This is a genomic window from Oceanobacillus sp. E9, from assembly GCF_001741975.1.
GTDB classification, from domain to species: domain Bacteria; phylum Bacillota; class Bacilli; order Bacillales; family Amphibacillaceae; genus Oceanobacillus; species Oceanobacillus kimchii.
Genome location: NZ_LSNA01000001.1, coordinates 515,786 through 531,441 on the forward strand (window position 1 = coordinate 515,786; position 15,656 = coordinate 531,441).

The window sequence follows — 15,656 nt, forward strand, 5'->3', positions numbered from 1 at the left end:
TCCCTCCTTTTTAGTAGTTATCTATAATTTCACCTAGCGGATCCCCAGTGTTTCCGTTGCCACCATTACCTGAACCGCCTTGTTTTGTAAGTGCTAAGTAAATTAATGCAAGAGCTACACCGATACCACCAAGACCCATTAGAGTGATGGATGGGATAGTTGCTAATACGAAACCGATCGCAAAGAACGGCCATACTTCTTTTGTCGCCATCATGTTAATAACCATTGCATAACCAACAGCTACTACCATTCCACCGCCGACTGCTAGACCATCTGTTAACCAAGAAGGCATAGATTGAAGTAGCTCTCTAACTGGACCTGCACCAATTGCCAAAATTAATGCAGCTGGGATTGCGATACGTAACCCTTGTAAACAAATAGCGACAATATGCCAAAAATCAATTCTTCTAATGTTTCCTTCTCTGGCTGCCGCATCCATTAAGTGCACCAAACCAGTCGCAATCGTTCGAACGATAATAGTTAATAATAGACCTGCAACTGCAAGTGGTACTGCAATCGCGATTGCTGAAGATACACCTGCTTCTCCCTGGCCACCTAATACAAGAATAATTGCCGATGCAATGGATGCCAGTGCAGCATCTGGTGCTACAGCAGCTCCAATGTTTGCCCAACCTAACGCGATTAATTGTAGGGTACCACCTAAGATAAGACATGGTACTACTTCTCCTGTAACTAATCCGATTAACGTACAGGCAATAATAGGCTGATGGAAGTGGAATTCATCCAAGATTCCTTCTACACCAGCTAAAAATGCTACTATAATAATTAATATTATTTGAATAATAGTCAATTCCATAATCATTAATCCTCCTTTTTTTACTGATGATTAGGATTATCTTTGTTTGTCCAGCTCTGCCTGAGCCCTTCTCATAATCTCATCCATGTTTCCTCTGGAATCGTTCGGTACTTTACGCACGTCGAATGTCAATCCAGCTTCTTTTAGTTTTTTAAATGCATCGAGATCCGCTTGGCTAAAGGCCAAAACTTTATTCGGCTGCACTTTACCAGGTGAGTGTGCCATCGAACCAACATTGATAGTTTCTAATGGAACACCGCCTTCTACCGCTCGAAGTACATCATGCGGGTTTTCGAATAGGAGTAACGCTCGCTGACCTCCAAAATGTTTATCATCTTTGGCAAGCTCAATCATTTTATTAATCGGAACAACGTGTGCCTTTACCCCTGACGGAGCAGCTTGCTGGATTAATTTCTTACGTAGCTCATCCTTCGCTACTTCATCTGATACAACGATGATACGTGTAGGCAACGTATTCTTTGTCCAAGCAGTTGCCACTTGCCCGTGCAACAAACGAGAATCGATACGTGCTAATACATAATCAAATGTACCAGGAGCACCTGTATTCACTTGCTGCGCAGTATCTGCAGTAGCTTCTGCTGGTTCTAATTCTTCTGGTTTTACCTTAACCGCTTCTTTTGCTGTTCCTAAAATATGTACAGCAATTTCTTGGGCTGATTCCTTGGAAAAGCGTGTTGCAAAAGCTTCAATCAACATTGCTAAGTTTAATCCAGCAACGATTGCCCATTTATCTTGGTGCGCTTCCATCAAGCCACTTGCTTGGTTGAAAGGAGTTCCACCCCAAAGATCGACTAAGAATAATACTTCGTCTTGATTTTCGAAAGAGGCGATTGCTTTTTCCATTTTTGCCCTTACATCATCAGGTCCCTCGCTCGGCATCAATGTAACTGCTTTTACATTTTCTTGTTTTCCGAAGATCATTTCTCCAGATTGCAAGATACCCTCTGCGAATTCACCATGAGTAGCAATGATAATTCCTACCATCTTTTTACCTCCTATTCTTATTGTGAAAGCTTACATAAATATGGCATCCCTAAAGTATGTTTTATTCGCTTATCTAGAGCGGTTACACTTCTGATTGGAATAAAAAAGGCATGAGTAAAAAGACGATTAAATAAAGGTAGGAGAAATAAAAAGAACCTGACCTTCGTGTTAATCTATACTTTTTACTCATGCCTGATCGAATCAGTAACACGTAAAATAATAAAGATAGCTATTTAATTTTTATTTGAAACCGTTTTAATTTTACCGCTAAAAATAATCATTTAAAAACTTTAAAGATTTCCTTAGGTGAATTATATCATAGCCATTTTCCCACTACAAGAAAATATTTCACGAGAATCGACCTATACATTACAAGGGTCTAATTCTATTTTCTCAAACAGAAGCAACTTTATAAGGATTCTATCATACTTTACCAATCTACTTTTTAAGCCAAATGAGCTGTTTATAGATATTCAATTCTATTTCTTTTTACGCTTAAAATTGCGTTTGATCACATCAAAGAATCCTAAAGACTGAACCATACGATTCGGTTCAACATATTCACGAGTAGCCCGTAATACTTTTTTTGGATCTTTTGAAGAAAATGTATAGGTTCCATTTCGCTTCGTTTGGATAGCGTAACGCGGGATCCATTTCCCTTTGAATAGAACGGAAGCAATCACATAATCTACTTCTTCCCAAGGAATTTGAATAAATTTACGCGCATCACGTTTATTGTAGAACTCAAATCCTTTATCTCCAATCATGATCTTTCCATAGTCTGTCAAATTTATATGTGAGGTCGCATCAATAACTAAGTCGACCTTTGTATTAATGGATTGAACCATTTGATATACCCCATTTCTTTCCCTATTCACTTACTCATTATTATACACATTGTAGCACTATTAGCAAAAATACTTTGGGAAATTTGATGCAGTTTTCGCAGGAGAATGGAGTAGACAGCTTCTCGCTGACAGTCATAATTTAAATCACTCTATCATGGTTGCATCAGCCATCGATGTGCTTCTGAAAACAGCGGACCCCACGTAGATTCATGGTGTGTTCCATCTGGAATGACGTCAAATCGAATTCTGCTTTGCGCTACACCTGCTGTAATCAGCGTCTGACGAGCAAACGTGACATGCTCACAAACAATTCGGTTAAATTCTGGATTATCCGTCTCCTGTTCTCCGATGCTCAAGTAGATTCGCAGTGTAGGAGAAACCTCCGACTGTTCAATCAAATGGATAATTGCACAGCTATCCTGCCACATCACGAAAGAAAAGCCACCCACTCGGTTGAACTGCTCAGGATAACAGATGGCAGTGTAAAGCGATATGTATGCACCAAAAGAGCTGCCACCAATCATTGTATGTTCCGGTGTGGAAAGAGTGCGATAGTGACGATCGATATAGGGCTTGAGAGTTTCCGCAAGAAACGTAGCATAAGCCTCTCCTTTGCCCCCAAAACCATATTCCGGATTAATCGTGAAATTATATTCATTGTTGCGCTGGCCGCCCCCATGATCAATAGCAACTACGATAGTCTCAAGTGCAGGTTCATCTTTCGTCAGTTGCTCCAACGTTTCGTCGACACCCCACTCCGTCCCCCAAGATGTCGCTTGATTAAATACATTTTGCCCATCATGCATATATAAAACAGGGTACCTGCGAATGTCTTCGTTATAGCTTCTTGGCAAGTAAATCCATACTCTTCGCTCCGTGTTAAGCTGTGGAATTGGGAACGCATTAATTACCCGAACATCACCAGAAATGGAATGCATCTTGTCGTCGTTCAAAACTTCTTTCCAAGGCATATCAGTAGTTTCTATCATACATGATTTTCCCCTTTTCATTTTTACTCTAACCCTGATTCGATCAGTTTCCAGACTCCTTCAAATTCACGTTTAATATCAATGAGGAACCATTTTCTGCATACGCTGGCGAGGAAAACCAGGAGAATGCCAATAGAATAGCATATAATTGTTCTTCATCTTCAATTCCACTTGCTTCTTTTAAGCTTTTCACTAAATCCTCAATGTGTCGGGTCCAAACAACTGGATTTCGATCGATGTAGGTGGTATAAAGCTTGAACATTTTCGGCTCATGGACATAAGCCTGATATTTGGATTCGCTCAAACCCCAAAGCCAATCATGAACAATTTCCTTTGTAGATGAATAATCTTCAGTTTCAAAAGGAACGTAACTAAACATATTATATTTAAAAATCTATCTTTTCTCCGTTAATACTGAACTCAATTATTTCAGCAATATTAAAATCATCTCTGTGTTCAATTATGTAAGCAATTTCGTAAGGTTCTCCATCTACATGTAGCTTCTGATATACAGAGGTAGTTAAATTTTCCTCGTTCAATTCAGACCCACCGCTAATATGTTCTATATTTTCTCCTACGATGTTTTTTTCAAGAATTTCACTAGTTAATTTATGATTAGCCTCTGGCAAAATAGCATAATTTCCATTATCACCGTACCATTTTGCGTCAACAATCTCTAACCAATTAAACCACAGCTCTTCAGGATCTTCTCCGTATTCTTCAGCTATCTCGTATACAGTCTCCCGATCACCTGAGAAATCATCTATAGCATTTAATCTTGTCATTATTATATCGTACCACTCAAGGTCTTCTTCGGTAAGATTTCTTAATCTATTTACTTCTGGATAGAAGGTTGTTGTAATTTCGTCGGCTACAATACTTCTTTCTTCAGGTTCTTCAATTGCTTCTACAGTTTCTACTACGGTCTCTTCTATTGTATCCTCTGAGCTTTCTTCAGTATTGGTTGCTGCAGAACAACCAACTAGCATTAACCCTAACAATCCAATTAATAATAATTTATTAACAAAAAACCTCATTTTCTTCACCCCCTAAAATATTTAATCGAAAAGGTCATCACTAAAGTTACAACCAATTGTTATTTTATCACTAAACTCATTGATATTTATGTAATATTTGCAAAAACGCTGTATACAAGCATCACAAGAAAAATTAACATAAAACTACCAAAAAACCTCATTTACTTGTGATACGGTTCACCGTGATGTATCTAAATGAGGTTTTAAAGAATTTAAATGTATTGAGTACTCAATAATTCTACTATTCTTTCCTTACTAAATTTCCAACTTTCAGGTATTCTATCCGTATGTCCCTGAGCAACTCCACTTTTCCAAGTGTGCTTCTCTTTTAAGATTGTCTCCCCAAAATTAGCTCGACTTTCCTTTAGTCTATTCCCTATTTCCCTAGGTGTTGCCAAGTAAACTCTTGGTAACTCTCCCTTAGTTATATCGACATCTTTAAACTGAACAAGACTGACGATTGTATTAGCTGTATGCTTGTTTACCCAAACATCTGCTGCTTCATGATATGTTCTCCCCTTTTTGAATCCTTGAGTTAATCCCCATCCACCATCTTGACTTCCTTTTACTGATACTTTTAGCATCTGTGGACCCCTAACAACTACTAAATCGTATTCCGGTTGATTAGGTCCATATTGGACTGAAATATCAAACCCTGCCCACGCAAATAAAGCCGCTGTAAATGACTCAGCTGCGACACTAACCTGATGATAGTTCACATTAATCCTCCCTACAGATTTAAATTCTTTCTAATTCCTTGCAAATAATATTTAGCAAAGAATTATCACGTTTTGCTATAGCTAATATAGTTTAGCTGTGGTATATTTAATTTAGCAAGATATTTGCTAAATTAGATTGGAAGGTGCTTATAAAATGGAAAAAATAGAATATCAGCTTGACCGCATCGCTACTGCACTTGAGACAATAGCAAAGGGCCTAAACTCATCAAACAATGTAGTTAACCCAGACGGCGAGGATTCCAAAGCCAAACCGGAAAACTTGGATAAAAATTTTATTACCCATTCAACTATGACTCCTGAAGAAGAATTGTTTATTAGAACAACAAACATTTACTTAGATGAAACACAACGTAAATATGATGAAGGACTTCAAAGGAAAAGCGCAGTCAAGGTGTCTCAAAATTTAATTCCTATGCAAATTAGTTTTCTTAAGAAGTATCTCCCTGACTTTACAATAGCTGAGCATTCAAGTGCTGTATTAGTACTTTCAAAAAATGAAACTCCAAAAGCTCTAATACGGATATACACAGACCTTGGCTTCCATAGAGCTGACCATTGGAGAAGAGACATGCTCCAAATAACTAAAATAGCATCCTCCCTAAGCATTCCAAAAGAGAATATCTTTTTATTAGTGATATCAAACCTTAATGGGTTAGATAGCTCTCATGTAAGTTCTACCTTAGGGTTTAAAATAAGCAATAAGGACATACTCAATAACTCAAATCAAAATATCTTAAAGGATTACTGTGAACGATACATTAAATCCTTCTCAGATATTTTCCCTACACCAGAAAATCAAATATATTTCTTAACTTCAGCTTTACATCCAAATGTAGTTGCAGAAGAGATTTTCACAAATAGGAGTCATGTTACTGATTTAAAGAACTATCCATGGATGTCTACTCCACTTTCTGAAACTTTCAAATATGTAAATTCATTATAAAAAAGTAAGAAAGAAGGGGGTATCTGCCCCCTTTTTGATTATAGTCATTTTGAATAATTACAAAAGAATTCTTTAAAAAGCTACAGCATCTAAATTATCAACAGTTTCATTATTAAATGACGACCATTCTTTTAATTCCGGCACATTAGCTAAATCTGTACTTGTCCAAACTAAATCTTGTATTCTACCAGGAATAAATATTGATTGTAGATTATGCTCGTTATCTTTTACAACAAATTTTGCTTCCCTTCCATACTTCCCATTCCAACGTAGGAATGTATATCCTTTAAATTTTAAATTCACTTTACTTTTCAATACTTCAACTAACGCTTCAATCGCTATTTCCATTAAATGACCTTCTGTTCGCCATCTCCGAGGGTGTGATAACCTTCCGTTATTATCCCTAGCATAAACAACCTTTTCACAAACAGCCGGGTTTTCCTTCCATGTCATCAATGCAGATACTTTCGATGCAAAAACTTTATCTGCAAACCCCATTATTACAAAATTAAATTCGTTACAAACTTTTACAAATTCATACTCATTGGTTAAAAATTTCTCCTTTAGAAGATGAGTTTCATAGTAACTACTTTTACCCAAAAGTTGTAAAGCCTTCTGATGTTTATGTTCTACATTTTCCTTATTAGACTCCACTATACTAGAAAGATTATATATTTGAACAATACCATTAGGTTCATTTAATCCAACTCTTTTATGAGCCTCTCTAATCACCTCTATTAAGTTTTGCATTGTTAGGTCCGGTCTATCGTAGGCTTCAAATACGGAATAGACTGTATTCCCCTTTTGAAAGTCATTCCATTCTTTACTGTTCTTAAAACTAAACGAACCAGGATTAGTCATAATTGCAGCACCCAATACTTTTGATGAACTACCAAATTGTATTTGAGTATCTTTTCTAAATAAAAATATTTCCTCCCCATTAACGATTCTAATCATACGTGCAAAAACCTTTTCTGGGTATTTAAGGGACATTGGAAACCCTCCTACTCCTTATTAATGACCTTTAAAAAATACAAAGCATGCCTTTTACTTTAAGACATGCTTTACTCTTTATCCGGCAGTAACAGCCTCTTCTACTGGGTTCGATGCAGTCCCTCTCAAATCCTTTGCTATTATAATTTCAGGAATATATCCTAGCATTCTTACTTTTGTTAACCACTCTATTATTTCTATCTTGAAATATATAGAATTATTTTTAGAAAAATCTATTGTTCCATCATCTAAAAACATATTTTCTGACTGTAACACCAAAAGCATTGCTACTTTCCTAACCTTTTGTATATTGTGGACCTCCAAAGCGTCACTTTGTGTATTAAATATTTCGGCACTATGAATAGACTGTTGAATACAATAACGTAAGTCTGGCGTCCCGCCTATTTTAACGTGAATTAATGATTGCTCATTTTCGTCAAAGAGGTCAGCAAACTCCACACTTTTATAAAAATGTTGTCCTTTCTTTCTATCAAGTAACAAAAAGTTGAATTTATCCATTAAAAAGATGTTATAAGGATATTCAGTATAATTAACTTGGTCATATTCATCAGTATTTGAACCTTGAATTTCCTTCCCTCTTTCTAAGGCTTCCTCCGTAAGATTAAAAGCGCTAATAATGTTTGTACATTCATTAACCTTAACTATTTCCCTTTCAATAAATTCCATGTAAGATTTATTAAAACTTGCCCACTTCCCTTTATACAGGCAATAGTCTTTCCTACGGTATTCTATGCTGTAGTCTAGCACTTTCAGGAGATTAAGTTGATTTCTTCTATCATTTACCGGTCTAATGGAAACTTTTGAAGCATCGGTGCATTCTATTTCATTTAATATTTGACCAATAGAATTAATCGTATAAGTGTCAAGTGTATAACTTCTTCTCTCATAAATTATTTCTACTTGGTCACCATTAGCAGGCTCTATTAATATATCTCCATCTTCTTCCGTATAATACGATAAACTCACGCTTGGTTCTCTATTTTTAATTGCATTCAACAGACTCCTATTTAAGTCTGCTATCATTGGCTGATTATCCTCATTATTTCTTAAGAAATTCATCCTAGGTAAAGTTCCTGATTTCTGTTCATTTAATGAAATATAGTGTAACTCATGTATAATATTAATAATATCAACAGGACTATAGGAACTAACTTCAATTTTCACAGCCGACCCAAACTTCATCTTATCCTCATAGGAATACAAATTGAAGTTCGAGTATTTTTCAGCAATATTAATTTTACTTACTAATAATTCGTGGCTTTCTCCTATTTCCGAAGTGACATATGAATTCGTGTTGTATTGAGTAAGTGACTTATTTTTTGATTGCTTAAAAAACTTTGCAGACTTAACTTCAATTGAATTCTCATCATGTATTATTTCTGCGATGTCAAAACCAAAATCCATATCAGCGAAGTTATTAGCATAGCTGTGACCTCTTCCTAAAGATATGGCATATATACTATTGTCAATCTCAATAATAATCATTCCAAAAGCAGACTCTACAGTTTTTGTTTTTCTAGAGGCATCTCCGAAGAAATCCCCCCAATAATTAGCCCACTCAATCTCAACTGTCTCTTCAGAATCTAACTTAAAGAAAAAATCTATTTCAGTTTGTTCTATTTTTTCCTCTCCGTCTATTACGATTCTACTGATATAGGTCCTACTTTCACCAATTCTATGCATCTCTTTTTCTCTCAAATATGCAATAAAGTGTTCCTTTGTAACCAATTGCTTATAGACACTGAACTCCATTGTTCTCCTCCACCCTCCATGAGCATCAAAGCTCTGGCGTTTAACCATGAAGGGGAGAAGTTCTCCTTTTCTATGGATACGAATAGCTTAAAATGCTCTATTTATGTTCTTCGAATAGTAATACAACTGTACTTCATGCTCATGTCGAAGACCAATTCTTTGAATAATTGAATTTTGTAATTTCTCTTCCTCGACAAACTCTATATCCCAACTTTTATTATTAATTATTTCCAATTCGCTATTACTCTCTAATATTACCATAACCTGGGGGTTAGGAAGGGAGAAGTTATTAATTGATTCCCCATTATTTAAATACTCATATAAATTAAAAAATTCGTTTTTCAAATACTCTATAAAGCCCTCGGTGTAATCACATTTAATTGTCTTGAAGTCTAGTAGACAACGAATTTCTCTCATTATCGATAGCTCCTATTTGTTTTTGGCGTGAACTCAGATACTAATAAACAAGCTACAATTCCAACCACTGTTCCCATTAAAAAGTATTGCATTATAATTCCCTCCCTTTATTTTTCGGCTACTGTTTTCTTCACATACACATAGATGGATACGCCAAACGTCACACCTGCTTTAAAAAGGTCAATTGGTGTCATGAACTCACCTCCTTTACCGTAAAATAAAACACGAAAAAAGAGACGAAAACTCTTATAGAGCAAACCTCTCTGACTTTTAAGAGTATTGATTGTCTTACCTTTTCGGCTGCCAATTTCTTCACACGAAGCTAATAGGCTTAACAAGTTCACCATCTTTCAACAGACCAATTCCGATATCCTTCAAACCATGCTTATCCTGTAATAAATACACAATGTTTGATGCACCCCCATCGTAGAAGAATACCCAGCATGTTAATTCTGGTTTGTTTTCATCTGGAATAGTAGCCTTAACCTCTTCGTTGCTTATGTCATCCACTGAAAGAGTTCTAACATCCGCTTTCCAGTCCTTCCGTGCTAAATGTGGGTGATGCTCCTCCATGTAATTCCTGAATACATTAATAACGCTCATAGGTAATTTGCTCCTTTTTATAGGTTAATTAAAATAGAAAAAGGGGGAGAGAACTCATCCGTAATAGATGAATCCTCTCCCCCTTTAAAGGTGAAGTGTTTCGCAACTTCTTTATTGAGTTGTATTTGTACCGTATCAATCTTTCGATTCTCATTGATGGTGATTTGACGGATGAGCAGGTGCATCAGCCTTTTCCTCTGCTCTCTGGTCAATGACTCGTGATAGGCACTTTTGAAGTTCTGCATGACCTGTTTGACCATTAAAAAGTTTATGAGCTGTGTACCACCTTCCCCCATTTGCAAATCAATTGGAGATAGTCTTTCTTCAAGTCGTTCCTTTTCTTCATTCAAAGTGGATAGTCGCTGCACAAGGTCTGCTTTTTGAATCAAATCATCTTCGTACAAACCAAGGACTTTCTCTTTCTTTTGTTGATTGGATTCTAGTGCCTTTTTCAAGGTCTCATATTCGTGTTGGAGCGGAGAAGAATCTCGTTCTTTCTTGTTATTAATACGTTCAACAATTTGCTCTATAAGCACATCACTTGTGGCTATGTTTGATAGCTTTTCAAGTACATAAGGGTCTGCATAATCCGTTCTTACTCCATTCGAGCGACAAACTGCTGAACCTTTATTCTTCCAAGCTCCACATACATAATACTCCAGAACCTTTTTTGTTCCGTCTTTGAGTGTATTTGTTGTCCTTCCAATCACCATTCCTGCACCACATGCAGGACACTTCATGATACCAGTGAGAGGGAACTCGCCGTCATGTATTCGATTAGGCTTGCCGCTTCTACTCGCCATGATATTTTTTGCTTTTTCCCATGTTTCTTCTGAAATGATAGCTTCGTGCTGCCCCTTTTCAATTACAGGGTGAGGATTAATATTGTTTCTTCTCTTCTCGTTCCAATCTCTCCGGACATTGTAGCGAATAAATCCTGCATAAAGGGGATTGCTTAGAATCGTTTTTACCCCGTTGATGGAGAAGTCTTTGTTCTTTTTTGTCCGGTGTCCTTCATTGTTGAGTTTGTTTGCGATGGATTTGTAGCCATTCCCCTCAACGTAAAGGTCAAATACCTTTCGAACCGTTTGAGCTTCTGTTGGATTAATCACAAGGGTAGATAGCTTTCTTTTACGATTCTCACCTGGAACGCTTACGACATCATAACCAAGCACCTGACCGCCATTCCAGGAACCTTCCTTTGCTCGTGCCAACATCCCCATTTTTACGTTTTGAGCGATATTATCTCGTTCAAATTCAGCAATAACTGCCAACATTCGAAACTGCATTTTGCCAGCTATTGTATCTGTCTCGTAGTTCTCCGTGTAAGAACGGAAAACGATGTTCTTACTTTCAAGTTCTTCGACAATATTAAGCAAATCCTTTGTCTTACGAGAAAAGCGGTTCACCTTCCATACGAGCACCAAATCAAAGTCTTTACTTTTAGCATCATGCAGTAATTGTTGTAAAGCAGGTCTACCTTTAATGTTTTTCCCACTTCTACCTCTGTCTACATATTCCTTATGAACAACGTAACCTTCTCGCTCGCACATTTCTCTTAGCACTCGTACCTGTTCGTCAATACTGTATCCTTCTTCTGCCTGTTCTAACGTTGAGACTCGGGCATATATAGCGGCTCTTTTCTGTGTTCCAATTTGGCTGAGTTGGTCAAGCTGGTCGTTTAGCTGTCGCGCATGGTTTGGCATCGTTTTCACCTCCTTTCTTATTTTCGTCTTCTATTAACCAACGAGCTACCTGTGACAATGGAATTCCTTGCATAGCTGATAAGGATAAATGTTTAGTATTTAGAAGTTTGCACATATACTCAAACACTTTCACTCCTTTTTCTGTAGAAGTATCGAAATACTCTGTTGCTGAACAAAGCTCTACACCATATTCAGCAAGCTCTCTTTCTATTTGCTGAAGCTCCTCTCCATCAGGAGATAGTGTAAATACATCCCATACAACTACCACTCCAAACAAGCCGCTAGCAGCGTCTTTCAACATTTGCTTTAATACTGGTCTTACTTTGTATGGAGATTCCGAGCTTGACTCTGAGTAAACTCTGCTAATTTGATATCCTGCCCGCTCGCATTTGTCTTTTAAAATTTGGATGTTTCGGTGTACTCGATACCCCTCGGGTTGGGTCCAAGATGTATTTCTAGTGTAGATTACTAGATTGCCTTTATTCTGCTGTACAATTTCATATTTTGTTATCATTGGACTCTTCTCCTTTAGGTTGTTTAGTAAGGTACTCTGTGACCATTTCTGCTAAGATATCTAACAGATTTTGATATTCATAGATAGAAGCTTCTTTTTCATTCATGATAAGCTCTCCTCATCGAAGTAATAATATATATTTCAATTCCTTGTAAAGAACTGGGGGGAGGGGTGGTTAGCTAAAACAAAACTCTTTTATTTTGGTTTTTAACTTTAGGTATTGTGTGATTTTTGATTTTCACACACCCCCTATCCCCCTTAAAACTGAATACTAACGCCAGCTATAGTAGGGAAATGTAAATCTCCCAACTCTATCAGCTTTATTCCATCATAGTAGACAGTTCCTTTGACTTTTTTCTTCACAATCGGGATATTTTCACTGTCTAAAATTACTTTGAAATAGCGCCAAAATACTTGACGAGATTTCGTGCCTTTGTCGTCAATCCCTTGAACAGTTAACCATTGGCTATACATATTGTAAAAGTCAGACTGCTTAGTACGGGAACCGTCCACTTGGACTACATGGGAATGAAAAAATTCTCTCACTGGATTTTGCTCATCATGATAAGCACTTTCGGTTTCCTTAATAGCTTTACACTCACTGAACTGATAGTTGTTACTTCTAAGTCGCTTCAATCCTTGAATCGCCCAATTAAGAATTCCAGGAAGTTCTTTAAGCAGCTCGTTTTTCAATTCTACGTTTCGTTCTTCTTTTTTAAAGGTTCTTGGAAAAGGAACGATAATAATTTTTCGAAAATAGCCTTCTGTTACGTCTGATGAGTCGGGAAGATTATTGACTAAAAACACCAATCGGCAGTATGGGCGATAACTAATAGCAGGACGATACTTAATGTTAATAGTGATGTTATCTCCACTAACAATTGCCTTAAAATTTTCGGTTTTGAGTGCTTTCCCACCCATTTCATTCTCAGCTGCAATATTAAGCGATTTTCCAATAAGGTTTTCCATACCAAATGTTTGGCTGAATTCCGAGAGAGGAACACTACTAACATTATCTTCACCTACAAGAGCAGTAACTATGGAGGCCATGACACTTTTGCCATTAGCTCCACCACCATAATAATAAACTGCCTTTTCAGCTTTCGTTTCAACCGTCAGCCAATACCCTACTAGTTCTTGATGAACATTAATTAGCTGGCTGTCATCAATGGTAATATCTTTCATAAAACTCATGAAATGAGGAGCGGTGGCATTAGGGTTATACTCAATCGGAATTTGTACGGTTGATAAAAATTCAGGTGAGTGAGGATAAAGTGTAAAGGTTGTCAAGCTGAGCATCCCATTCCTCACATTAATGTAATTGCGATTTGTATTCATTTCTTCAACAGTAATAGCTTCACGTTGAAGTACTTTTACTACTTCGACTTCATAAGGGCTTTTCCAACTGTTCCATCTGCCCTCGTGCATGATTGTTCGTAGGACCTTTCCAAGACTAACTTCAGAGAGTTCTTCAAACACACCTTTTCTGTTGTAAAGGAACAATCGACCATCCTTTGTAGAACGAACATGACATCTTTTTATAAAATGCTTTGCAAAAGCGTTAGCATTGAACGTATAGCTATTTTTCTTTTCATCATATAAATAGCCACGTTCCTCTGCTTTTCCAACCATAAGGATAAGTTTTAATTCTTCCAGTAGGTCTAACGGAACAAGGGATTCAGACACTAATTCAGCATTATTGTACATTTCATTAGCAACTTGTCTTGTTGTTTCATGTACACCATTCATTAATGCTGAGAAGAAGGCAGCACCTTCTTCAGAAGAGACCATTTTTACTGCTGTCACAATTAGAGCTAGATTCTCCTTAATATCTATTGATAGTATTCTTGCTCTTGTTGTTGTAGTCGATTCTAGCAACCTTACTTTGCTAATTTGATAGTTTGAAATATAATCATTCAGGTTGTTTACTTTTAGCATGTCATTTCTCCTTAACTGGGTCGGGAATAGGCTTTATGAGCCTATTCCTACTCTTAAAAATACATATTAATATTATGAATTTACGCTTTTTACTAGCAATCTCTCATATACGTCACCTGAAGCTGTTTTAAAATGAGTAATTTCACATGTTCCAATCATTCCAACTAACTGCGTAATGGTAATGTTTTGCCCTTGAAAAATGGATTTAAAGCTAGCAATAAAGACCATAAATGGGGACTCAGCTTTTGTTGATATAATATATGGAATAGTGATTTGCTTGGAGGCTTCCATACCAAATTTTTGAACAGAGAATGTAATAAATAACTGGTCGTATGTTCCGAATTTCCCTGTTAGATTTTCTTTACTAGTCATGTTGTCAATACGAAATTCATAGATATCTGGCTCAAGTTTTGCCTTCCTTGGCATTTTCACATAATCACCAAAAAAAGAAATAGTGCGGTTTAATGCGGAATCATTTCCATGCTTGGTTGATTCATAGATATTGATATCTTCATTCAAAAAGTTATGTTGTGTATCTGAATCACTATGGTCACTATTCACCGATTGACTCGGTGCAATTGGGCTATTCCAGCCCTTTTCAACATCCCTTGTTAAATCTTTAAATTCACTTTTAATTTCCATCACGTTGTTCCACCCCTTCTTCTCCAAAATTTCTTTTTCGCCATTCAATACTGGACGTCTTACTTTTTTAAGTGCCATAATATTACCTCCACAAGCTTATTTAGTAAAAAATATCCACAGTTTCACTTTTCTTCAAACCAAAACATCTTGAATTGAATTTCGGAAGGAAATTGACTGTATTATTGACACTTCTCACTGGTTCTTCTGGGTCATCTCCAAAAGAACCATCGTTAATATAGAAATTAGGGATTTCAGTATCATTCAGGAATGCTGCAAATTCAAGCATTAGTTGTAAATACTGTTCACGGGTCATAACTATTTGAAAACCTTTTGGATACCAATCAATTTCAAACTTATTATCACAAACATATATACGATTTGGACGAACACTCAATTTTGATAAGATTTCACTGACTCTTTCGAGATACTTCGCATAGTTCTCTTCCGAATCGCCATCATCAATTTCCAAGTATGCAGAAAATCGATATATACCATTCACTCCATCATAGTGGTCACTGCGTGCCTCTGTTAAAGCATTCATTGCAAGTTGAAAATTGTTTTTGTAACGAATCATAAACTTTACCTCCGTAGTTGTTTTGTTTACGAATCTCATTGTAATGTGGAAAATCTGAATTAGCACGGACACCATTTAGAGGGAATTCGAGCAAAAAAAGTCCTTGACATACAAGAA

The 15,656-nt window shown here is 36.7% G+C and carries 18 protein-coding genes; 1 reads left to right on the forward strand and 17 read right to left on the reverse strand.

The window, feature by feature from the left end:
• Positions 1–10 precede the first annotated feature (10 nt).
• From AQ616_RS02390 to AQ616_RS02420, 7 genes are all read right to left on the reverse strand, one after another.
• The gene (locus tag AQ616_RS02390) at positions 11–817 is read right to left on the reverse strand and encodes a PTS mannose/fructose/sorbose transporter subunit IIC (protein WP_017798634.1); all 807 of its coding nucleotides are present in this window, start codon (positions 815–817) and stop codon (positions 11–13) included.
• Between the two features lie 36 nt (positions 818–853).
• Positions 854–1,822: a mannose/fructose/sorbose PTS transporter subunit IIA gene (locus AQ616_RS02395; protein WP_069684966.1), complete on the reverse strand. Its 969-nt coding sequence runs from the start codon at positions 1,820–1,822 to the stop codon at positions 854–856.
• A 479-nt stretch (positions 1,823–2,301) separates the two neighbouring features.
• Complete coding sequence (locus AQ616_RS02400; protein WP_017798636.1) at positions 2,302–2,670, reverse strand: DUF956 family protein; 369 nt, start codon at positions 2,668–2,670, stop codon at positions 2,302–2,304.
• A 152-nt stretch (positions 2,671–2,822) separates the two neighbouring features.
• A complete protein-coding gene (locus tag AQ616_RS02405; protein WP_069684967.1) occupies positions 2,823–3,659 on the reverse strand; it encodes an alpha/beta hydrolase in 837 nt (278 codons plus the stop codon).
• A 43-nt stretch (positions 3,660–3,702) separates the two neighbouring features.
• A complete protein-coding gene (locus AQ616_RS02410) occupies positions 3,703–4,038 on the reverse strand; it encodes a hypothetical protein (protein WP_069684968.1) in 336 nt (111 codons plus the stop codon).
• A 7-nt stretch (positions 4,039–4,045) separates the two neighbouring features.
• Entirely contained in the window at positions 4,046–4,696 is a 651-nt protein-coding gene (locus tag AQ616_RS02415) for a hypothetical protein (protein ID WP_069684969.1), read from the reverse strand.
• A gap of 212 nt (positions 4,697–4,908) precedes the next feature.
• Positions 4,909–5,415: a hypothetical protein gene (locus AQ616_RS02420; RefSeq protein WP_069684970.1), complete on the reverse strand. Its 507-nt coding sequence runs from the start codon at positions 5,413–5,415 to the stop codon at positions 4,909–4,911.
• 154 nt (positions 5,416–5,569) lie between these two features.
• On the opposite strand from AQ616_RS02420, the gene AQ616_RS02425 reads away from it, so the two are divergent.
• Entirely contained in the window at positions 5,570–6,379 is an 810-nt protein-coding gene (locus tag AQ616_RS02425; protein WP_069684971.1) for a hypothetical protein, read from the forward strand.
• Positions 6,380–6,451: 72 nt separating this feature from the next.
• Here the strand turns inward: AQ616_RS02425 and AQ616_RS02430 are convergent, their stop codons facing one another.
• The 10 genes from AQ616_RS02430 to AQ616_RS02470 form a co-directional block, all read right to left on the reverse strand.
• Positions 6,452–7,372: a hypothetical protein gene (locus AQ616_RS02430; RefSeq protein ID WP_069684972.1), complete on the reverse strand. Its 921-nt coding sequence runs from the start codon at positions 7,370–7,372 to the stop codon at positions 6,452–6,454.
• A 78-nt stretch (positions 7,373–7,450) separates the two neighbouring features.
• The gene (locus AQ616_RS02435) at positions 7,451–9,193 is read right to left on the reverse strand and encodes a DUF6119 family protein (RefSeq protein WP_240490456.1); all 1,743 of its coding nucleotides are present in this window, start codon (positions 9,191–9,193) and stop codon (positions 7,451–7,453) included.
• A gap of 39 nt (positions 9,194–9,232) precedes the next feature.
• Entirely contained in the window at positions 9,233–9,562 is a 330-nt protein-coding gene (locus AQ616_RS02440) for a hypothetical protein (RefSeq protein ID WP_069684973.1), read from the reverse strand.
• A 312-nt stretch (positions 9,563–9,874) separates the two neighbouring features.
• Positions 9,875–10,072: a hypothetical protein gene (locus AQ616_RS02445; protein WP_240490457.1), complete on the reverse strand. Its 198-nt coding sequence runs from the start codon at positions 10,070–10,072 to the stop codon at positions 9,875–9,877.
• Between the two features lie 110 nt (positions 10,073–10,182).
• The gene (locus AQ616_RS02450; protein ID WP_069684975.1) at positions 10,183–11,871 is read right to left on the reverse strand and encodes a recombinase family protein; all 1,689 of its coding nucleotides are present in this window, start codon (positions 11,869–11,871) and stop codon (positions 10,183–10,185) included.
• Positions 11,834–12,385, reverse strand: coding sequence for a recombinase family protein (locus tag AQ616_RS02455; protein WP_069684976.1), 552 nt, complete (start codon positions 12,383–12,385; stop codon positions 11,834–11,836). The genes AQ616_RS02450 and AQ616_RS02455 overlap by 38 nt, the downstream gene beginning before the upstream one ends.
• Positions 12,369–12,491: a hypothetical protein gene (locus AQ616_RS20025; RefSeq protein WP_254922244.1), complete on the reverse strand. Its 123-nt coding sequence runs from the start codon at positions 12,489–12,491 to the stop codon at positions 12,369–12,371. Before AQ616_RS20025 ends, AQ616_RS02455 begins: the two co-directional genes overlap by 17 nt.
• Before the next feature lie 152 nt (positions 12,492–12,643).
• On the reverse strand, positions 12,644–14,323 hold the full coding sequence (locus AQ616_RS02460; protein WP_069684977.1) for a DNA primase family protein: 1,680 nt from the start codon (positions 14,321–14,323) through the stop codon (positions 12,644–12,646).
• A gap of 72 nt (positions 14,324–14,395) precedes the next feature.
• Positions 14,396–15,043 (reverse strand): hypothetical protein, encoded by a 648-nt coding sequence (locus AQ616_RS02465; protein ID WP_069684978.1) that lies wholly within the window; start codon positions 15,041–15,043, stop codon positions 14,396–14,398.
• Between the two features lie 22 nt (positions 15,044–15,065).
• The gene (locus AQ616_RS02470; RefSeq protein ID WP_139136309.1) at positions 15,066–15,539 is read right to left on the reverse strand and encodes a hypothetical protein; all 474 of its coding nucleotides are present in this window, start codon (positions 15,537–15,539) and stop codon (positions 15,066–15,068) included.
• Positions 15,540–15,656: the final 117 nt, after the last annotated feature.